The organism is Janthinobacterium sp. DSP2-3-3 (assembly GCF_049897325.1).
In the GTDB taxonomy this organism is placed as follows: Bacteria; Pseudomonadota; Gammaproteobacteria; order Burkholderiales; family Burkholderiaceae_D; genus Janthinobacterium.
Map to the genome: position 1 here is coordinate 21,575 of NZ_JAFCWA010000015.1, position 18,541 is coordinate 40,115.

Consider the following 18,541-nt stretch of genomic DNA (forward strand, 5'->3'; position numbering starts at 1 on the left):
TTTCGGAGACTCCTTTGCAAGCGATAGTGGAACAATTCAGGCAGCAGATCCTGGCCGCCAGCGCAGCGGGCAAGCCGTTACGCCTGCGCGGCGGCGGCACCAAGGACTGGTATGGTCAGCAGCTTGATGGCGAGGTACTCGACACGCGCGCGTATGCGGGCATCATCGACTATGAACCGACGGAACTGGTGATCACGGCCCGCTGCGGCACGCCGCTGGCCGAGATCGAGGCGGCGCTGGCCGCGCGCAACCAGATGCTGGCCTTCGAGCCACCGCACTTCGGCTCGGGTGCCACGGTGGGGGGCATCGTCGCCAGTGCGCTGTCCGGCCCGCGCCGGGCCAGCGCGGGCGCGCTGCGTGATTTTGTGCTGGGCGCCGTGCTGATGGATGGTCATGGCGAGCGCCTGGCTTTCGGCGGGCAAGTCATGAAAAACGTGGCCGGCTACGACGTCTCGCGCTTGCTGGCGGGTTCCCTGGGAACATTGGGCCTGATCCTGGAAGTGTCGCTGAAGGTGCTGCCCCTGCCGCTGCGCGAAGCGACTTTCCGCGTGGCGTGCGCGGAAATCGCCGCCTTGCGCATGCTCAATGAATGGGCGGGCAAGCCGCTGCCGATCTCCGCCAGTTGCTGGCATGATGGCGTGTTGACAGTGCGCCTGTCCGGCGCAGAGGCTGCCGTGTCGGCGGCCCTGCAATCCCTGAAAGGCGAAGTGCTGGCCCACGATGACGCGGCCGCCTTCTGGCTCTCCGTGCGCGAGCAGACGCACGCTTTCTTTGCGGGCGCGGGCAGCCTGTGGCGGCTGTCGCTGCCGCCGCACGCCAGCGCCGTGATTTTAAAGGGGCGCCAGCTGATCGAGTGGGGCGGGGCGCAGCGCTGGCTGAAGCTCGATGTCGACGCTGACGCCGATAGCACCCGGTACATCCGCCAGGCGGTGGCTGCGCTTGGGGGCCACGCCACCCTGTTCCGCGGCGGCGACAAGGCCGTGGGCGTGTTCCACCCGCTGGCGCCGGCCGTGGCCACCATCCACCAGCGCCTGCGGCAGGCTTTCGACCCTGCCGGCATCTTCAACCCGCACAGAATGTATTGAGCGCGCATGCAAACCAATCTCGCCGATTTCATCAAGAATACGCCGGCAGGCGACGAAGCCGAAGCCATCCTGCGCGCCTGCGTGCATTGCGGCTTTTGCACGGCCACCTGTCCCACTTACCAGTTGCTGGGCGATGAACTCGATGGCCCGCGCGGACGCATCTACCTGATCAAGCAAGTGCTCGAAGGCGCGCCCGTCACCGTCAAGACGCAGACACATTTGGACCGCTGTCTGACCTGTCGCAATTGCGAGTCCACCTGTCCTTCGGGTGTGCAGTACGGGCGCCTGGTCGATATCGGCCGCAACGTCGTCGAGCAGCGCGTGCAGCGCCCCTTGCGCGAGCGGGCCTTGCGCTTCGCCCTGAAGGAAGCCTTGCCGCGCCGCTGGCTGTTTACGCCCGTGTACAAGGCGGGACAGGCGCTGCGGCCCTTGCTGTCAAGAAGCTTGCAGGACAAGCTGCGCCCCGGCGCCGCTGCCGGTGTATGGCCCGCGCGCCAGCACGCGCGCACCATGCTGCTGCTCGACGGCTGCGTGCAGCCGGCCATGTCGCCGAACATCAACGCGGCTACGGCGCGCGTGCTCGATGCGCTGGGCGTGCAATTGATCCTCGCGCCGCAGGCCGGCTGCTGCGGCGCGCTGCGCCATCACCTGAACGACCAGGAAGCGGCGCTGGACGACATGCGCCGCAATATCGACGCCTGGTGGCCGTACGTGGACAGTATCGACAGCGCCGAGGCCATCGTCATGACGGCGTCGGGCTGCGGCGCCACGGTGAAGGAATATGGCCATCTGCTGGCACACGACGCCAACTATGCGCACAAGGCGCGGCGCATCGCCGCACTGACGCGCGATTTGTCCGAGATCATGCCGGCCTTCGAAGCGGAGCTGGTGGCGCAGCTGAAGGGGCGCATACTGAAAAAAGTGGCGTACCACCCGCCATGCACCCTGCAGCATGGCCAGCAGGTGCGCGGCAAGGTGGAGCAGGTGTTGCGCGCCGTCGGCGTCGACGTGCGCCTGTGCGCCGACAGCCATCTGTGCTGTGGTTCGGCGGGCACGTATTCGATCTTGCAGCCGGCATTGTCGCAGCAACTGCGCGACAACAAGGTGGCGAACCTGGAAGCGTGCGAACCGGAGATGATCGTGTCGGCCAATATCGGCTGCCTGAGCCACCTGCAGTCTGGCACCGAGACGCCCGTGCGGCACTGGATAGAGCTGATTGATTCCGCTTTGACGCCCGTCAAATAGATATCTCGCTGTACTGCGCCATGCGCCATTGCGGCGCAGGGATGAAATTGTTCGCCCACTCCAGCACGGCGTCGGCCGGCATGGGGCGGGCGATGCCGTAGCCTTGCGCCAGGTCGCAGCCCAGCTGGATCAGGCGCGCGCCATGCTCGACGCTTTCCACGCCTTCGGCGATCACCGTCAGGGAAAATGAACGGGCCAGGCCGATGACGGCGCGCACCAGGTGCAGGTCGTCGCGGTCGTTGAGCATATTGCGCACGAAGCTCTGGTCAATCTTGACGATGTTCGCCGGCAGGCGCTTTAAATACGACATCGACGAGTAGCCGGTGCCGAAATCGTCGAGCGCAAACGTGATGCCCAGTGCCTGGCAGGCGCGGATGATGCGGCGCACGTCTTCGATGTCGTGCAGGGCCGACGATTCGAGGATTTCCAGTTCCAGCATGCTGGCGCGCACGCCGGGAAATTCGCCAAGGATGGTTTCCAGGCGCGAGACGAAGTCGGGTTGCTGGAAGTGGCGCGCCGCGATATTCACGCTGACCACCCAATGCTTGCCGGCGGCGCTCCAGCGCTGCATCTGCCACAGGGCCTGGCGCAGCACCCATTCGCCGATGTCGATGATCAGGTCCGTCTGTTCCACCAGCGGCAGGAATTGCGTGGGTGCCAGCACGCCACGGCGCGGATGCTGCCAGCGCAGCAGCGCTTCCATGCCCACCACCGTGCCGGCGCGCATGTTCACCTTGGGTTGGTAGTACAGCCGCAGTTCGCCATTGATCAGGGCCTGGCGCACTTCCGTGCGCTGGTTGTGGTGCGTGCGCACTTCTTCATCGAGGTTGGTGTCGAAGAAGTGATACTGGTTGCGCCCCGTCAGTTTCGCCTGGTAGACGGCGTGGTCGGCGTGGCGCAGCAGGCTTTCCGTATTCAAGTCCTTGCCCGCATAGACGGCGATGCCGACGCTGGCCGTCATGTGCAGCGCCTGCTGGTCGCACTGGTAGGGGCGGCTCAGTTCCTGCATCAATTGCGCGATGTTCTGTTCGATGCTGGCGATGCTGGCCTGGCCGCACAGCAGCATGACGAATTCATCGCCGCCCAGGCGCGCCGCGTAGTGGACCTGGCCGGTAAAACTGTGCAGGCGGCCCGCCACCTGCTTGAGGATTTCATCGCCCGCCTCGGCGCCGTAGCGGTCGTTGATGGCTTGGAAGTGGTCGAGGTCGAACAGGCAGACGGCCAGCAGGCGCTGGCGTTCGCGCGCCAGAAACAATTCCTGTTCGAAGCGGGCGGCCAGCGCGGCCCGGTTGGGCAAGCCTGTCAGCACATCATTGTAGTTTTGCCAGGACAGTTTTTGCAGCGCCTGCTGCATGTGCACAGTTTCGTTGAGCTGTTCGCCCAGCTGGCGCTGACTGGTCTTCAGCGAGGAAAACAGTTCTTCGACATCGCCGGCCATGCCGTTGAACGACTGCGACACGGCTTGCGCTTCGGGCGTGGCGCCGTCCGCCAGGCGTACGGCGAAGTTGCCTTCGCGGAAACGGTCGGTCGCTTGCACGAGCCGCGCCAGCAACCTGCGGTGCGACGCCAGGATCAAGCCCAGCAGGAGGAAGACGAGCACGATATTGATGGTGCTGAGCACGGCCTGCTCGCACACCCTGTGCCATACCTGCGCCAAAGGCAGACCGGGCGTGTAGTGCAGGTCGAGGATGCCGTCGCCGCCGTCCGGCAGCGCCACCGTCAGGCGGCTGCGGATGGCTGTGATGCCGGCCAGGCGCGCGAACCATGCCGGCACCGTGGCCGCCACGCTGTCTGCCAGCGGTTTGTCTGCCAGCACTTCGAGATGCCCGCCAGCCGTATCCCAGCGCACGGAGGCGAGGCTGCGGTTCAGCAGCAGGGCGCTGCGCAGCACCTGGCGCACGCTGTCGTGCATCGTGTGACTGTCCGTGCGCACGGCCAGCGGCAGCACGCTATTGGCCAGGAACAGGTCGAGTTGCCGGGCATCGCTCTGGTAGCGCGCATTGGCCAGCGCGCTTTCTGTACCAAGCAGGGCGTGATAACGGATAGCAGAAACGGCGAGTATCAGGAGGAAAATAGGAATGAATAGGCGGGAATAAATGCCCATCCGCATCCATGAAGATATTAATTTCCCAAAGACTGGCATCGTTTTGTGATCGATATAGGCGAATAATTATGTCAACATTATCACCGAAATTTACTATTGGAAACACAATATTGATATCAAGCATGAAATAAATACGGCTTGATTGATTTCAGTGTTTTTTGTTTTAAATCAAAGTGTCGAGTTGCTATTCCTGTAGTAATTGCTGAATGTCAGCCGCCAGGCTGGCCGGTTTGCTGGCCGTCGCGTAGCGGCGAAATACGCTGCCATCCTTGCGCACCAAAAACTTGGTGAAATTCCATTTGATCGACTGCGTGCCGAATATGCCGGGCGCCGCCTGTTTTAAGTGCGCAAAGACAGGATGGGTATGCGGGCCATTCACGTAAGCCTTGGCAAACAGGGGAAAGGTAACGCCGAAGTTTTTCTCGCAAAAGGCTTTGATTTCCCCGTTCGACCCCGTTTCCTGCTGGCGAAATTGATTGCAGGGAAAGCCCAGCACGACCAGGCCCTGGTCATGGAATTCGCGGTACAGCGCTTCCAGGCCCCGGTATTGCGGCGTGAAACCGCAGGCGCTGGCCGTGTTGACGATCAGCAATACCTTGCCCTTGTAGCGCGCCAGGTCGGTAGGCGTGCCGTCCAGCGCCTCGGTCTGGAAATCGTGGACGCTGGTCATGTCAGAGGAGTCCCAGTGTGGTGGTGCCCGTTTGCGGGGCGGGTTCGGGCGCCGTTGTACCGTTGAGTTTGATCGCCAGGCGCAGGTCGTTGACGGAGTCCGCATTGCGCAGCGCGTCTTCATGGCTGATGGTGCCCGCTTCGTGCAGGTCGAACAGGGCCTGGTCAAAGGTCTGCATGCCATGTTCGCGCGATTTCTTCATCAATTCCTTGATCTCGTGCACCTGGCCCTTGAAGATCAGCTCACTCATCAGCGGCGAGTTGAGCAGGATTTCCAGCGCCGCCTTGCGCCCACCGCCCTCCTTGTTAGGGATCAACCGCTGCGAAATCATACCCTTCAAATTGAGCGACAGATCCATCAGCAGTTGCTGGCGCCGCTCTTCGGGGAAGAAATTGATGATACGGTCCAGCGCCTGGTTGGCGTTGTTCGCGTGCAGGGTCGCCAGGCACAGATGGCCCGTCTCGGCAAACGCGATGGCGTGGTCCATCGTTTCGCGGTCACGGATTTCGCCGATCTGGATCACGTCGGGCGCCTGGCGCAGGGTGTTTTTCAGGGCCGTGGCCCAGTCGTCCGTATCGACGCCCACTTCGCGCTGGGTGACGATGCAGTTGCCGTGCGGGTGGATGAATTCCACGGGGTCTTCGATGGTGATGATGTGGCCGTGGCTGTGCGCGTTGCGGTGGCCCACCATGGCCGCCAGGGTGGTCGACTTGCCGCAGCCCGTGGCGCCCACCATGATGACCAGGCCCCGCTTGCTCATCACGATGTCTTGCAGGATGGCGGGCAAGCCCAGCGCATCCAGGCTGGGGATGGCGGTATTGATCAATCGCAAGACCATGCCTGCTTGGCCCATCTGCACGAAGGCGGACACGCGGAAGCGCCCGAGTCCCTCCGGGCTGATGGCGAAATTGGCTTCGCGGCTGGACGCGAACTCGGCCGCCTGGCGCGTGTTCATGACGGCGCGCACGTAGCCGGCCGCTTGCTGCGCGGCTAGCGCGCCGCCCGCCAGCGGCGTCAGCTTGCCGTCGAGCTTGATGGCGGGCGGAAAGCCGGCCGTGATGAACAGGTCGGAGCCGCCCTGTGCGCGCATCTGCGCCAGCAGCGCGTGCATGGCGCCATAGTGTTCGTGGGTCGTCTGCATGGCTTATCCGGGGAAGTTTTCAGGCGATTTGGCGGCCGCGCGGGCCGCTTCGGCCGAGATCGTGCCGCGCCGCACCAGGTCGGAGAGGCACTGGTCCAGGGTCTGCATGCCCACATTGCTGCCCGTCTGGATGGCCGAATACATTTGCGCCACTTTCGCTTCGCGGATCAGGTTGCGCACGGCTGGCGTGGCCAGCATGATTTCATGCGCCGCCACGCGGCCGTTGCCATCCTTGGTTTTGAGCAAGTTTTGCGAAATGACGGCTTGCAATGATTCGGACAGCATGGCGCGCACCATTTCCTTTTCCTCGGCGGGGAAGACGTCGATGATGCGGTCGATCGATTTCGCCGCCGACGAGGTGTGCAAGGTGCCGAATACGAGGTGGCCCGTCTCGGCCGCCGTCAGCGCCAGGCGGATGGTTTCCAGGTCGCGCAATTCGCCCACTAAAATGACGTCCGGGTCTTCGCGCAGGGCCGAGCGCAGCGCGTTGCTGAACGAATGCGTGTGCGCCCCCACTTCGCGCTGGTTGATCAGGCATTTTTTGGACTCATGCACGAATTCAATCGGGTCTTCGATGGTCAGAATGTGGTGGTTCAGGCGTTCATTGACGTGGTTCACCATGGCCGCCAGCGTGGTCGATTTACCGGAACCCGTCGGGCCCGTGACCAGTACGAGTCCCCGTGGGCGCATGGCCAGCTCGCCGAAGATGCGCGGGGCGTTGAGCTCTTCCAGGGTCAGCACTTTCGACGGGATCGTGCGCAGCACGGCCGAAGCACCCCGTTCCTGGTTGTAGGCGTTGACGCGGAAGCGGGCCAGGCCGGGAATCTCGAACGAGAAATCGCATTCCAGCGCTTCTTCATAGGCCTTGCGCTGGCTGTCGTTCATGATGTCGTAGATCATGCTGTGCACTTCCTTGTGCTCGAGCGGGGCCACGTTCAGGCGGCGCACGTCCCCATGGACGCGTATCATCGGCGGCAGGCCGGAAGACAGGTGCAGGTCGGAAGCCTTGTTGCCGACGGAGAAAGCGAGTAGTTCTGAGATGTCCATTTATAATCCCTGTGCCTGCATTGATGGGCTGGCGCATTGTGCCGCCGCCCCTATACACTAGAAAATGATTATGTCCACAATCGAACAGAACTTGCAAGCCGTGCGCGAGAGTATTGCGCAGGCCGCCTCTGACGCGCAGCGCGCGCCGGCCGACGTGACCCTGCTGGCCGTCTCGAAAACCTTTGGCGCCCACGCCGTGCTGGCAGCGGTGCGCGCGGGCCAGGCGGCGTTTGGCGAAAATTATCTGCAGGAAGCGCTCGACAAGATTGCCGCCGTCGGGCTTGCGCTGCCGCAAGGCGGGCCCGTCTGGCATTTCATCGGCCCCATCCAGAGCAACAAGACGCGCCCCATCGCCGAACATTTCGGCTGGGTGCACACGGTGGAACGGGAAAAGATCGCCGCGCGCCTGTCCGAACAGCGCCCGGCCGGCTTGCCGGACCTGAATATCTGCCTGCAAGTCAATATCAGCGGCGAAGCCAGCAAGAGCGGCGTGACGCCCGCCGAGCTGCCTGCGCTGGCGCGCGCCGTGGCGCAACTGCCCCGCTTGCGTTTGCGGGGCCTGATGGCGATTCCCGAGCCGGAAACGGAGATCAAGCTTCAGCGCGCTGCCTTTGCGCAATTGCGCGCGCTGTACCAACAATTGAAGGCCGAAGGGCTGGCGCTCGATACCTTGTCGATGGGCATGTCGGCCGACTTGCGCGCCGCCGTGCTGGAGGGCGCCACCATCGTGCGCGTGGGTAGCGCCATCTTCGGTTCCCGCAACTATTCCTGATTTTTTTGAAAGCACAGCCATGACGACAGAATTGAATATCGCCTTTGTAGGCGGCGGCAATATGGCGGCGGCCCTGATCGCCGGCCTGGCGGGTAAATTGACCCTGGGCGGCAATATCCACGTGATCGACCCGCATGCGCCCGCGCTGGAAAAACTGCAGGCGCAATTCGGCGTCACGACGGCGACTTGCGCCGGCGAAGCGCTGCGCACCGTGGATGTGATCGTGCTGGCCGTGAAGCCGCAGAGCATGCGCGAAGTGGCGGCGCAATTGCTGCCCTTCCTCGACGGCGAGCGGGCGCCGCTGGTCCTGTCGATCGCCGCCGGCATCCGTGCGGCCGACCTGTCGCGCTGGCTCGCTGATTACCCTGCCATCGTGCGTTGCATGCCGAACACGCCGGCCTTGATCGGCATGGGCATCACGGGCATGGTGGCCAGCAGCGGCGTCAGCGACGAGCAAAAAAAGACGGCGGACGCCATCCTGCGCGCCGTCGGCCAGACCGTCTGGCTAGCCGACGAAGCCAAGATCGACCCTGTCACAGCCGTGTCCGGCAGCGGCCCAGCCTATGTGTTTTACTTTATCGAAGCGATGCAGCAGGCGGCCGCTGAACTGGGTCTCACGCCGGAGCAGGGCACGCAGCTGGCGATTGCCACCTTTACGGGCGCCGCGCAGCTGGCGGCCAACTCCAGCGAACCCGTGTCGCTGCTGCGCGAGCGCGTTACCTCGAAAGGCGGCACGACGCATGCAGCGCTGACCAGCATGGAAGAGAGCGGTGTGAAGGCGGCCATCGTCAAGGGCATCATGGCGGCCGCGCAGCGCGGGCGCGAGATGGGTGAAGAATTAGGCAAGTAACTAGATGACCTTGACGGCGCGGCCGATGTAAAGCACCGGCCCCGTCGGCCGGCCCGTGGGCGAACCCGTTGCCGGCTCCAGCGTAATTTCAAACAGCTGCTCGGGCTGCAACGGCGGCAGCTTGTCCAAGGTCAATTTAAGGCTTTTCCCCGGCTTGACCAGCCCCAGCGAAACCGGCGCGCCCCAATCCTTGCCCTTGGTCCAGAATTGCAGGGCTTTTTGCTGCGGTACGGCGGTCGGTCCCAGCGGGATCAGGCTCAGGTCGCGGTTCTTGCCGCCGCGTCCGCCCGCCTGCACGATCCAGCCCGGCGACTTGTCTTGCGGCGCCACTAGTACCACCAGATAGCCGGGCCCGCTGGGTGCTTGCAGTTGCACCGTGACCAGCACGGCCAGCGCGGCCGTAGCCGCCAAGCCGCCGCCGGCCAACACTCTCCAGAAAGCCAGGCTGTTCCACCACGCTTGCCAGCCGCCCGCCTGTTGCACGGCTTGCGGCGTGAACAGGCTGGCGCTGATGCGCGGCCACAGATGCGCTGATGGCGCTTCCGGCGGCGCCAGGCGCGTCAATGGCAGCAAACGTTGTTCCCAGGCAGCGACGGCGTCGCGCAAGGCTGGTTCGCGCGGCAAGCGCTGTTCCACTTCCGTGCGCTCGGCCAGCGCTAGAGTGCCCAGCACGTATTCGCTGGCCAGTCGTTGCAATTCTTCGTCGCTATGCATCATCCCATGCACTCCCGCAAGGCGGCCAGGCCCCGCTTGACCCAGGCTTTCACCGTGCCCAGCGGCGCTTGCAGGCGCTGCGCGATTTCGCTGTGGGAACAGCCATCGACGTAGGCATACAGGATGGCGGTGCGCTTGGCATCGTCCAGGTGACCCAGGCAATCGTGCAGCTTGCCCATGTCCGCTTGAAGGGCGTAGGCATCACCGGCGTCATCGCCGTGGCGTTGGTGCAGCAGGGTTTCCACGCTATCCTCGTCGGCCGATACTTCATGGGCGCGGGCGCGCGCCACGTTCAGCGCCTGATGCCGCACCACCACATAGATCCAGCCCTTGCCGCTGCCGCGCGTGGCGTCGAAGCTGCCGGCGCGGCGCCAGATGTTCAGGAAGGCGTCGTGCAGCACGTCTTCGGCCAAAGCCCGCTGGCGCACGATGCGCAGGGCCACGCCCAACAGGTAGCGGCTTTCCTGCTGGTACAGGCCGTGTAATGCCTGCTGCTCGCCCCTGGCGCAGGCGCGCAGGGCGGCATCGTAATCGTAAGGGGCGGCTTGGGTTGGCAAGGTTGGCGCAATCGTCAGGACGCAATTGTCAGGAATAAACGGTTAGCAAGTTTTCCATGCCGAGTATAGGCCAGAAACCAGCTTGCCAACCATCGTTTTCACTGACTTATGCGGCTTTCCAGAAGATGTAATCGGCTTGGTAGGGCACCCACTGCTTGACGCCGACGGTGTCCATGCTGCAGGAGCTGCTTGGCGCCACGCCACCGCTGGTGGCCACGCGCTGGATGTAGCTGACGCCCTGCATGGCGCCGCTGCCCGTGGCCGGGTTGGCTTTCACCAGCTGATACGGAATATTGCCCGCGCCGGCCGGCGCCACGGCCACTTGCGTCGCCGTCACTTTCGAGCCGTCCAGGCTGGCCCAGGTGGCAGGCGGGCCGACATACTTGCCCACTTGCATGCCGCTGCGGTCGTTCAGGGCCGCGTCCGGGCCCACGAAGACCCATTCGTGGCCCGTCATGTCCTTCTTGGCCTTGCATTCGTAGGCGATCTTGCCTACGCCCACCGTTTGCATGGCGACCTGGTGGCCATCGGGCACTTTGACGGCGTTTGGCAATTGTTCCTGCGAATAGCGCGCGGTCATGGGCGCGCAGGCGCTCAGCAGCAGGGCGGAGCCCAGCACAGTGAGGGTGGCAACGGCGTGACGTGGGGCGGTGAAAGCAAGCATGACGAACTCCTGATAGTTGGCTCAACCGGTTGGTTGATACCATTACTACGCCTGGGCCAGCCATTTGGATGCAGCCAAGTGAAAATATTTTAAGGCGGCATGTTTTTCTTGCTGAAACGCTGCGCCAGCGCCAGCACGACGGGCATGGCGGCCTTGGTGTGCTTGAGCAGCGCGCCGCTGGCCCGCAGCAGCGGCAGGATGCGGCGCGGGCGCACCAGTGCCAGGCCCAACACGGCGCCACCCATCATCAGGGGGATTTTAAAGCGCGTGGCCAGGGTGTGGCGCAGACGGCCTCCCGTCAACGGTTCCAGCAACTGGCGCGTCTGCACGCCTAGTGCCAGGCGCTGCAGCGCGCATTCGGCCAGCAGTGCGTCGCGCCGCTGCGCCAGGCTGGCGGCCGTGTGGACATGCGACAGTTTGGTGGGATGCGTGGTCATGGCCGCTCCGATTCCCGGCGCGCCAGCAATTGCAGCTCGTCCAGGTCTTTGTTCAGTTCGGAAAGTGTGAAGGACAGCAGTTTCGGCTTGCTGCGGAAACTGGCGCGCACGCCCTGCAGGATGGCGAAGGCGGCAGCGATGAAGATGGCGGCCGTGATGGCGATGGCGGCGATGCGGTGCGTGTCCCAGAACAGTACGATGACGAGGAATACAATCAGTACCAGGCCGACGAATAGGCACAGCAGTGCCAGCATGGCCAGCGCCAGATAGGACAGGAAGCGCAGCGACTCTTCTTCCATTTCCACGGCCGCCAGTGCCAGACGGGTCTGGACGATGGCGGCGAGGGTCGCTGCGACTTGGGCGACATGATGCATGATAGCCATATGCTGCCTTTTGCGTCAGGGGACGGCCCACGCCGTCAATACAAGCTAGCGGCGTGACGAGGAGAGCAGCAGGCCGAACAGCACGCCGACGACGGCGCCCGCGCCCACGGCTTTCCATGGATTGTCCTGCACGTATTCATCGGTGGCCTTGGCCGCCTTCTTGGTACGTTCGAGCAAATCTTCTTCCAGCTTGATCAAGTCTTTCTTGGCCGTTTCCAGGGTGGCGATGAACTTGTCCTTGACGGCTTTGATATTCTCACCCGTTTGATCCTTGGCGCCATCGAGCCAGCCTTCCGCTTCATTGATGACGGTTTTCAAGTCGCCGACCAGTTTGTCGCGGGCCTTGTCGGCGTCGGCGAGGATGTTGTCGCTGCTGGATTTTCCGGTATGTATCGAGCTCATGTATTACCTCATGGAAGTGAAACTGCACAGTGAAATACCAGTGTAGGCAGCAGCGGACAGGCGAGTCTTGCGCCGCCTCAAGGGCTGCTGCAGCGCAAGGATCATTGCTTAACGGAAAGCAAAGTCCAGCACCACGCCCGCAAACACCGCTGCTCCTAGCCAGTTATTATGCCGGAATGCCGCAAAACACGGCATACGCTCGCGTGCGCGAATCAGGGTGTAGTGGTATACGGCACAGCCGGCCGCTACCAGCAAACCCGCCACGTACCAGTAACGCAAGCCCAGGTGCCAGCCGCAGGCTAGCCACAGCAGCAGGAAAGCGGCATAGCACAGCATGATGATAGCCACGTCGTAGCGGCCAAAAGTGATGGCCGAGGTCTTGATGCCGATCTTTAAGTCGTCGTCGCGGTCGACCATCGCGTATTCCGTATCGTAGGCCACGGCCCAGAAGACATTGCCCAGCAGCAGCAGCCAGGCGACGACGGGCACGCTATCTGTGATGGCGGCAAAGCCCATGGGAATGCCGAAGCCGAAGGCGATGCCCAGGTACGCTTGCGGAATCGCAAAGAAACGCTTGAAGTAGGGATAGGTGGCGGCGATGATGACGGCGGCCACCGACAGCTGCTTGGTGAGGGCATTCAAGGGCAGGATCAGGCAAAAGGCCAGCACGGTCAGTACGCCGGCCACGGCCAGCGCTTCCTTGCCAGTGATGCGCCCGCTGGTGATGGGGCGGTCCACCGTGCGCTTGACGAATTTGTCGATATCCTGGTCGGCGTAGTCGTTGATGGCGCAGCCTGCCGAGCGCATCAGGAAAGTGCCGAGGGTGAAGATGAGCAGCAGCCGCCAGTCCGGCACGCCTTGCTGCGCCAGCCACAGCGCGCATAGGGTAGGCCACAGCAGCAATACGGTACCGATAGGCTTGTCCAGCCGTATCAGGCGGAAATACAGCGCCAGCTTGTTCATGGAAGACTCGATCTTGTTGAAGAGAAAGGTCGATTATCGCAAATAGTATGTAAATGTACTATTTTGCGCCTGGGCGCTGGTCTTCGTCGTCAGATAAAGGGGTGATGCCCGGCAAGTCGCAGTTGGCGATGGCCGCGCACAGGGCATCGATGGCGGCCTTGCGTGTAAAACTTTTGCGCCAGAGCATCACCACTCTGCGCGATGGCACGGGTTCGGCAAATGGCCGGTATTCGAGCATGCCCTCGGTGGCATGCATATTCGACACGGAGGCGCGCGGCAAGACCGTCAGGCCGATGCCGCTGGCTACCATGTGACGGATGGTTTCCAGTGAAGAACCTTCAAACGTGCGCTGCATGCCGTTGCCGGGCGAGGAAAAACGCGCCATTTCGGGGCACACTTCCAGCACCTGGTCGCGGAAACAGTGGCCATTGCCCAGCAGTAGCATGGTTTCCGATTTCAAATCTTGCGCGGCGATCCGCGCGCGCGCCGTCCAAGGATGCTGGCGCGGCATGGCGACGACAAACGGTTCGTCGTACAGTTCCTGCATGGCCATGCCGTGTTCGGGCAGGGGCAGGGCCATGATGGCCACGTCCAGTTCGCCCTGGCGCAGCAATTCAAGCAGGCGAACCGTGAAGTTTTCCTGCAAGATCAAAGGCATCTGCGGCACCTGGTCTATCATGGCCTTGACCAGGGGCGGCAGCAGGTAGGGGCCGATCGTGTAGATCACGCCCAGGCGCAGGGGGCCGGCCAGCGGGTCCTTGTTTTGCTTGGCGAGTTCCTTGATGGCGGCCGTCTGTTCCAGCACGCGCTCGGCTTGCGCAATGATCTGCGCGCCCAGGGGCGTGACGGAGATTTCCGCGCCGCCCCGTTCGAACAGGACCACGCCCAATTCGTCTTCGAGTTTCTTGATGGCCACTGACAAGGTGGGCTGGGCCACGAAGCAAGCTTCGGCCGCATGGCCGAAGTGCTTCGCTCGCGCGACTGCAACAATATATTTCAGTTCAGTCAGTGTCATAGGTTGATTGAAACACAGGAAGTGCTTACTTGCAATGAATGAAAGGTGGCGCAAACGTCAAACTGTGGCGCCGATGGCGTATTGTAGCGGATCGCCCCCTATAATGCGGGACCGGGCAGCGAAGGGAGAGGGCTGCAAGCGCTGGAAGCGCTAATCACACTGGCGTGTCAGGCAACCGGCACGCGGCAATGACTATGCGCTGTCGTCGCCCGTCAGCCGCCTGGCCGGCGTGTATGCGCTGATGATTTACTACCGGCAAGATCGCATCGCCGAAGAGGGCCTGGCGCCGGTCATCCTGGCCTGGATCGATGCCTGGCGCCAGGATGACGGCGGCATGCAAGGCGATAGTCACGCCGGACTGTGACCGTATTTAACCCAACAAGAGATAGCCATGCCTGATTTTGAAAACAAACTGTGCGGCCGTGACGAACTGCGTGCGCGCGCCGCGGCCCTGCCGAAACCGGTGGTAGTGACGAATGGCGTGTTCGACATTTTGCACCGCGGCCACGTGACCTATCTGGCGCAGGCGCGCGCGCTGGGCGCCTCGCTGGTGGTGGCCGTGAATACCGATGCCTCCGTGAAACGCCTGGGCAAGGGCGACGACCGTCCCCTGAACAGCTGCGAAGACCGCATGGCCGTGCTGGCCGCGCTGGAAGCGGTGAGCCTGGTGGTGCCGTTCTTGGAAGACAGCGCTTTGGCCGTGGTGCAAGAGATCGCGCCGGAAATCTATGCCAAGGGCGGCGACTACAATATGGCGGCCATCCCCGAAGGGCAGGCCGTGCTGGCGTATGGCGGCCAGGCCGTGGCCATCGATTTCGCACACGACCGCTCGACCACCAAGCTGTTGACGAAAGTGCGGACGCAGCAGGGCTGAGGAACGCCGTCAATGTTTTCATATAGATAAAAAGACGTTACTATGAGAACTGCTAGGGTTGCGACCTCGTTGCGTCAGCCCCAGCACACGTTACACCATCTGATATGCATTGCTTGTCATAGAAAATACATGGATCTTAAAACTTCTGGGGATTGGGCAGTGCCCTCCGGCGTCTGGTACGTCGATGACGATGGCGCGTGGACCATGCAGCGCAGCGCGGACGGCCAGAACGTCTCGCCTTTGCTGAGTCCTGCCGATATCGGCCTGCTGATGCACGCGCGGCGCCTGCCCGCTGCCGCCGGCGCGCCCGTGCGGCAGTTTCCGCCTGAATTCTCGTTCGACCCCGCCTCGGGCGCGGCCTTGCAAATGCCGCCCGACACGGCCGCCACGCCTTCCAGGGTGCCGCCTTGGGTTCCTCCTTTCGGTGCGCATCCCGTCAGCGATGCGCCACCGGCCGGCGCGGCCGGCTTGCGCCAGGCCAGCGTGCCCCTGAAATTGGCTGACCAGCGCGCGCGCGAAGAGCATGCGCAGGCCGATGTCTCGCTGCCCATGCCGCCGCCGGGCGAGTATGAATTCTTTTCCGCCCAGTTCGGCACCAGCGCCGCCGCGCTGCTGGCGCTCGATCCGCGCAAGGCGGTCTTGCACGCCTGGCTGCCCGCTTCGAAACGCTGGCTGGCGCTGGACCCCGACTATGGCGGCTTGCTGGCCGAATCGGACCTGGCCCACGGCGCCTGGCGCGCCGAGCTGGTGCCGGCGTTCAACAGCGTGCTGGTCTTGCCGACCAGCCATGGCCTGGCCTGCATCCGTCCCGATGTGCCTTCGCTGAGCTACGTGGTCGAGCATGTGGGTGACGCGCCGTGCGCGGCGGCGCCCGTGTGGTTCCAGAACCGCCTGTGGGCGCCGCTGCGCGACGACGATGGCCGCATCCGCTTCGTCAACCTTGACGCGCAACAAAAGCCGGGCAGCGACGTGCTGCTCGACGGCGTCGTGGAACTGGGCGCCGTCAACGCGCCCGTGGCCTACAACCGCATGGCCGTGTGGCCTTGCGCCAACGGCCAGCTGCGGCTGCAGCTGCAGCCGGACGGCAACGTGGCCGCCTCGTTCACGCCCTGGCCCGAAGACCTGGTGCCGCACTTTGAATTCGGCAGCCCCTACCTGTCGCGCGACGGTGGTCTGTGGCAGCTGTGCTTTGAAAGCCGCCGCGGCACCTATGTGTATGTGAAACTGGGCGGTCAGGTCGAGAAGGCCGATGCGCTGGCGCCGCGCCTGTGTTCGGGCAGCTTCAATTACCGCTTCGCCACCAAGCTGAAAACGGCGCCGTGGGAAGAGCCGGAACACGGCGACGATGGCGGCAAGAACCAGGCTGTCATGCCGCTGCTGGAATCGGGCGCCGGCGCGGGCACGGGCAGCAGCGTGTTTGGCGTGAAGTTTGCCACCAGCGCCGGCCTGTCCAGCGTGCTGCGCTCGAACGAGCGCCTGGCGGCCCAGTTGGTGCAGGACGATGAGTTGCGCGAAACTGTGTTTCATACTTTTGCCGTCAGCGAGCCGTGGCGCGTACGCCTGTTTATTCATGAACGCACGCTGTGGGCGTACCACCCGCTGCTGTCGCGCATCGATGGCTGGACCTTGCAGGCATGAAGGCGCGCTTACTGATCGTGGCTTGCGCCGCGTTTTTCAGCGCTGCCGCCGCGCACGCGGCCGGCATACAGCAAGCCTTTCTGGTGCAAAACTCGGGCTGGATGGAGCCGTTCTACACGGATGAGCATTCGCAGCTCAAGGCCCTGGTGGGCGCCGTGGCGCGGGCCGCCACGAATCCGTCCGATACAGTCTATACCCTGGCCTTCAGCCAGAGCAGCGGCGCGCACGTGTCGCCGTCGCTGCTGGGGCAGGGGCAGGGTGGCGCCGGCGTGGCGGGCCAGTTGGCCAGTCTCGGCCTGGCGCGCAAGAGCGCCGGCGGCGCGCTGGCCGACACGGATTTCCAGGAAGCCGTCACCAAGACCATCACGGGCCCGTTCCAGTCCGCATCCGGCATCGTGTGGATCTTTACCAACAACAAGAACAGCCCGAACAACGACAGCCAGACGGCCGAGCGCAACCGCGACTTTTACCGTTTGCTGCACCTGGAGCCGTCGATCACCAAAACGCTGGTGTTTCCGCTGCGCATGCCGGTGCAGGGCAAGCTGTACAGCGCCAAGGGCTTGATGGTGTACGCGCTCGCGTATGGCCAGCCGGCGTCCGAGGCGCTGAACCGCATTCTGGCCGAAGGCCGCTTGTCGCAAGTGCTGACGCGTCCACCCGCGCGCCTGAAACCGGTGGACCAGGATGCCGTGCGCATCGTGCCCCAGTCCGTCAAGAACAGTCCAAACGTGCACGCCAGCCTGGGCCGCGACGGGCGCACCATCGTGCTCGACGTCGATGCGGCGAAGCTGGTGCCGCAAGTGGTGTTACAGGCGTCGCTGCAAAACATGTTTTTCCCGTACGTGATCGACAGCGCCAAAGTGCACGCCACCCTGGCCGGCCAGAACGCGCCCCTGCACGTTGCGCCGGATCAAATCCGCCAGTTGCAGCCGGGCGCCAGCCAGTCCGTGCAAGTGCGGTTCGCGCTGCCGATGGCGCAGATTCCGTCGCCCTGGTCGGCGCAGGCGATCGCCGCCATGGGCAAGCAGGTCATGTTGCCGATGCAGGCGCAAGTGGGCCTGTCGGAACAGCGGCTGGCCCTGGCGTCCAGCTTTGGCAAGGATTTGCAGGAACTCTTCCCCGGCGATCCGATCTCGGGCATGTTCACGCCGCCCGACAGCGTGCGCGCCTCGCAGGCGACGATACCGTTGCTGGTGCGCATACAGTATCCGCTGTTGCCCGTGCTGGTGATACTTGGCGGCGTGCTGGCGTTCGTGCTGGGCTTGCTGGCGCTGGGCTTGCTTGGCACGCGCGCCACGCGCTACAAGGTGATGGCCGACGGCGTGCAGCGGCAAGTGTTATTGAAGCCGTTCAAAAGCGTGCAGATCCGCGATGATGAGGGCCGCGACATCGGCGAACTCAAGCGGGGCTTGGGCAAGCCGGTCGTCGTGCGCGTGGCCGAAGGCCATACCTTAACCCTGGCCTGAACCACGATTTCTTAAAAATTCCATCCATTCAACAGAGGCATACCATGGCGCAAGACACTCCAAAAGATAACGCAGGTTTCACTTTGCCGGCCCCGGCGTCCGCGCCGCCGGTAGCCGATGCACCTGCCGCCGGTGCGGCCAGCGCAGCCGCCACGGCCACTACCGAGCCTGCGCCTGCGCTTGACCCTGCCAGCACGACCGATACCTCGTCGCGCGATACTCTGGTCGGCGGCGTGGTGCTGTTGTTGCTGTTCATTGCCTTTTTCTTTGCCAAGAATGCCTATGCGAATGGCCTGGTCGCCAAGCGCGTGCCGCCCAACAAGGCCAATGCCTCGGGCTGGTGGCTGTTCATCTTCCTGGCCAGCCTGGCGACGGGCGTGGTGCTGGCGGCCGTGAACGCGCATAAATTCCTCGCGCCACTGTTCATGGGACCGCTGGTACTGGTGGGCCTGGTCGCGTTACTGTTGACCTTTACATCGAGCCGCCGCTAAGCCGCACGCCGTCGTACGCATCA

At 63.6% G+C, this 18,541-nt stretch carries 20 protein-coding genes and 1 pseudogene; 9 read left to right on the plus strand and 12 right to left on the minus strand.

Annotated features, from left to right (window positions below):
- The first annotated feature begins 14 nt into the window (after positions 1–14).
- A complete protein-coding gene (glcE, locus tag ACP7DE_RS24080; RefSeq protein ID WP_426074462.1) occupies positions 15–1,085 on the plus strand; it encodes a glycolate oxidase subunit GlcE in 1,071 nt (356 codons plus the stop codon).
- 6 nt (positions 1,086–1,091) lie between these two features.
- Complete coding sequence (gene glcF / locus ACP7DE_RS24085) at positions 1,092–2,330, plus strand: glycolate oxidase subunit GlcF (RefSeq protein WP_426074463.1); 1,239 nt, start codon at positions 1,092–1,094, stop codon at positions 2,328–2,330.
- On the opposite strand, the gene ACP7DE_RS24090 is transcribed toward glcF, so the two are convergent.
- From ACP7DE_RS24090 to ACP7DE_RS24105, 4 genes are all read right to left on the minus strand, one after another.
- Positions 2,323–4,434, minus strand: a complete 2,112-nt coding sequence (locus ACP7DE_RS24090) for a putative bifunctional diguanylate cyclase/phosphodiesterase (protein ID WP_426074464.1) — start codon at positions 4,432–4,434, stop codon at positions 2,323–2,325. The two genes, glcF and ACP7DE_RS24090, sit on opposite strands and share 8 nt — an antisense overlap.
- Positions 4,435–4,618: 184 nt before the next feature.
- Entirely contained in the window at positions 4,619–5,104 is a 486-nt protein-coding gene (locus tag ACP7DE_RS24095) for a glutathione peroxidase (protein ID WP_426074465.1), read from the minus strand.
- A 1-nt stretch (position 5,105) separates the two neighbouring features.
- A complete protein-coding gene (locus ACP7DE_RS24100; RefSeq protein ID WP_426074466.1) occupies positions 5,106–6,245 on the minus strand; it encodes a PilT/PilU family type 4a pilus ATPase in 1,140 nt (379 codons plus the stop codon).
- A 3-nt stretch (positions 6,246–6,248) separates the two neighbouring features.
- Positions 6,249–7,292, minus strand: coding sequence for a type IV pilus twitching motility protein PilT (locus ACP7DE_RS24105; protein ID WP_426074467.1), 1,044 nt, complete (start codon positions 7,290–7,292; stop codon positions 6,249–6,251).
- Between the two features lie 70 nt (positions 7,293–7,362).
- Here ACP7DE_RS24105 and ACP7DE_RS24110 point away from each other — a divergent pair, with 70 nt between their 5' ends.
- Both ACP7DE_RS24110 and proC read left to right on the plus strand, forming a co-directional pair.
- Positions 7,363–8,064 carry a YggS family pyridoxal phosphate-dependent enzyme gene (locus ACP7DE_RS24110; RefSeq protein ID WP_426074468.1) on the plus strand — a complete coding sequence of 234 codons (702 nt, stop codon included), beginning with the start codon at positions 7,363–7,365 and terminating at the stop codon, positions 8,062–8,064.
- Between the two features lie 19 nt (positions 8,065–8,083).
- A complete protein-coding gene (gene proC, locus ACP7DE_RS24115; RefSeq protein WP_426074469.1) occupies positions 8,084–8,914 on the plus strand; it encodes a pyrroline-5-carboxylate reductase in 831 nt (276 codons plus the stop codon).
- Here the strand turns inward: proC and ACP7DE_RS24120 are convergent, their stop codons facing one another.
- From ACP7DE_RS24120 to ACP7DE_RS24155, 8 genes are all read right to left on the minus strand, one after another.
- The gene (locus tag ACP7DE_RS24120; RefSeq protein ID WP_426074470.1) at positions 8,915–9,631 is read right to left on the minus strand and encodes an anti-sigma factor; all 717 of its coding nucleotides are present in this window, start codon (positions 9,629–9,631) and stop codon (positions 8,915–8,917) included.
- Positions 9,628–10,185 (minus strand): sigma-70 family RNA polymerase sigma factor, encoded by a 558-nt coding sequence (locus ACP7DE_RS24125; protein WP_426074471.1) that lies wholly within the window; start codon positions 10,183–10,185, stop codon positions 9,628–9,630. Before ACP7DE_RS24125 ends, ACP7DE_RS24120 begins: the two co-directional genes overlap by 4 nt.
- Positions 10,186–10,291: 106 nt before the next feature.
- Entirely contained in the window at positions 10,292–10,849 is a 558-nt protein-coding gene (locus ACP7DE_RS24130; RefSeq protein WP_426074472.1) for a DUF3455 domain-containing protein, read from the minus strand.
- An 89-nt stretch (positions 10,850–10,938) separates the two neighbouring features.
- Complete coding sequence (locus ACP7DE_RS24135) at positions 10,939–11,286, minus strand: hypothetical protein (RefSeq protein ID WP_426074473.1); 348 nt, start codon at positions 11,284–11,286, stop codon at positions 10,939–10,941.
- The gene (locus ACP7DE_RS24140; protein ID WP_426074474.1) at positions 11,283–11,660 is read right to left on the minus strand and encodes a phage holin family protein; all 378 of its coding nucleotides are present in this window, start codon (positions 11,658–11,660) and stop codon (positions 11,283–11,285) included. Before ACP7DE_RS24140 ends, ACP7DE_RS24135 begins: the two co-directional genes overlap by 4 nt.
- 54 nt (positions 11,661–11,714) lie before the next feature.
- Complete coding sequence (locus tag ACP7DE_RS24145; RefSeq protein ID WP_426074475.1) at positions 11,715–12,071, minus strand: glycine zipper domain-containing protein; 357 nt, start codon at positions 12,069–12,071, stop codon at positions 11,715–11,717.
- A gap of 108 nt (positions 12,072–12,179) precedes the next feature.
- The gene (ubiA, locus tag ACP7DE_RS24150) at positions 12,180–13,034 is read right to left on the minus strand and encodes a 4-hydroxybenzoate octaprenyltransferase (protein ID WP_426074476.1); all 855 of its coding nucleotides are present in this window, start codon (positions 13,032–13,034) and stop codon (positions 12,180–12,182) included.
- 58 nt (positions 13,035–13,092) lie between these two features.
- Positions 13,093–14,049: a hydrogen peroxide-inducible genes activator gene (locus tag ACP7DE_RS24155; protein WP_426074477.1), complete on the minus strand. Its 957-nt coding sequence runs from the start codon at positions 14,047–14,049 to the stop codon at positions 13,093–13,095.
- 169 nt (positions 14,050–14,218) lie between these two features.
- Here ACP7DE_RS24155 and ACP7DE_RS24160 point away from each other — a divergent pair.
- The 5 genes and pseudogenes from ACP7DE_RS24160 to ACP7DE_RS24180 form a co-directional block, all read left to right on the plus strand.
- Positions 14,219–14,413, plus strand: a pseudogene (locus ACP7DE_RS24160) (DUF3717 domain-containing protein); the annotation flags it as partial.
- 27 nt (positions 14,414–14,440) lie between these two features.
- Positions 14,441–14,923, plus strand: coding sequence for an adenylyltransferase/cytidyltransferase family protein (locus tag ACP7DE_RS24165; RefSeq protein WP_426074478.1), 483 nt, complete (start codon positions 14,441–14,443; stop codon positions 14,921–14,923).
- Between the two features lie 129 nt (positions 14,924–15,052).
- Positions 15,053–16,561, plus strand: a complete 1,509-nt coding sequence (locus tag ACP7DE_RS24170; protein ID WP_426074479.1) for a hypothetical protein — start codon at positions 15,053–15,055, stop codon at positions 16,559–16,561.
- On the plus strand, positions 16,558–18,027 hold the full coding sequence (locus ACP7DE_RS24175) for a hypothetical protein (RefSeq protein WP_426074480.1): 1,470 nt from the start codon (positions 16,558–16,560) through the stop codon (positions 18,025–18,027). Before ACP7DE_RS24170 ends, ACP7DE_RS24175 begins: the two co-directional genes overlap by 4 nt.
- Positions 18,028–18,071: 44 nt before the next feature.
- A complete protein-coding gene (locus ACP7DE_RS24180; protein ID WP_426074481.1) occupies positions 18,072–18,518 on the plus strand; it encodes a hypothetical protein in 447 nt (148 codons plus the stop codon).
- Positions 18,519–18,541: the final 23 nt, after the last annotated feature.

Excerpts from the sequence above, each read along its gene's own strand:
- glcF (WP_426074463.1), top strand. The coding sequence starts at position 1,092 with ATGCAAACCAATCTCGCCGATTTCATCAAGAATACGCCGGCAGGCGAC.
- ACP7DE_RS24090 (WP_426074464.1), bottom strand. The coding sequence starts at position 4,434 with ATGGGCATTTATTCCCGCCTATTCATTCCTATTTTCCTCCTGATACTC.
- ACP7DE_RS24095 (WP_426074465.1), bottom strand. The coding sequence starts at position 5,104 with ATGACCAGCGTCCACGATTTCCAGACCGAGGCGCTGGACGGCACGCCT.
- ACP7DE_RS24100 (WP_426074466.1), bottom strand. The coding sequence starts at position 6,245 with ATGCAGACGACCCACGAACACTATGGCGCCATGCACGCGCTGCTGGCG.
- ACP7DE_RS24105 (WP_426074467.1), bottom strand. The coding sequence starts at position 7,292 with ATGGACATCTCAGAACTACTCGCTTTCTCCGTCGGCAACAAGGCTTCC.
- ACP7DE_RS24110 (WP_426074468.1), top strand. The coding sequence starts at position 7,363 with ATGTCCACAATCGAACAGAACTTGCAAGCCGTGCGCGAGAGTATTGCG.
- proC (WP_426074469.1), top strand. The coding sequence starts at position 8,084 with ATGACGACAGAATTGAATATCGCCTTTGTAGGCGGCGGCAATATGGCG.
- ACP7DE_RS24120 (WP_426074470.1), bottom strand. The coding sequence starts at position 9,631 with ATGATGCATAGCGACGAAGAATTGCAACGACTGGCCAGCGAATACGTG.
- ACP7DE_RS24130 (WP_426074472.1), bottom strand. The coding sequence starts at position 10,849 with ATGCTTGCTTTCACCGCCCCACGTCACGCCGTTGCCACCCTCACTGTG.
- ACP7DE_RS24135 (WP_426074473.1), bottom strand. The coding sequence starts at position 11,286 with ATGACCACGCATCCCACCAAACTGTCGCATGTCCACACGGCCGCCAGC.
- ACP7DE_RS24140 (WP_426074474.1), bottom strand. The coding sequence starts at position 11,660 with ATGCATCATGTCGCCCAAGTCGCAGCGACCCTCGCCGCCATCGTCCAG.
- ACP7DE_RS24145 (WP_426074475.1), bottom strand. The coding sequence starts at position 12,071 with ATGAGCTCGATACATACCGGAAAATCCAGCAGCGACAACATCCTCGCC.
- ubiA (WP_426074476.1), bottom strand. The coding sequence starts at position 13,034 with ATGAACAAGCTGGCGCTGTATTTCCGCCTGATACGGCTGGACAAGCCT.
- ACP7DE_RS24155 (WP_426074477.1), bottom strand. The coding sequence starts at position 14,049 with ATGACACTGACTGAACTGAAATATATTGTTGCAGTCGCGCGAGCGAAG.
- ACP7DE_RS24165 (WP_426074478.1), top strand. The coding sequence starts at position 14,441 with ATGCCTGATTTTGAAAACAAACTGTGCGGCCGTGACGAACTGCGTGCG.
- ACP7DE_RS24170 (WP_426074479.1), top strand. The coding sequence starts at position 15,053 with ATGGATCTTAAAACTTCTGGGGATTGGGCAGTGCCCTCCGGCGTCTGG.
- ACP7DE_RS24175 (WP_426074480.1), top strand. The coding sequence starts at position 16,558 with ATGAAGGCGCGCTTACTGATCGTGGCTTGCGCCGCGTTTTTCAGCGCT.
- ACP7DE_RS24180 (WP_426074481.1), top strand. The coding sequence starts at position 18,072 with ATGGCGCAAGACACTCCAAAAGATAACGCAGGTTTCACTTTGCCGGCC.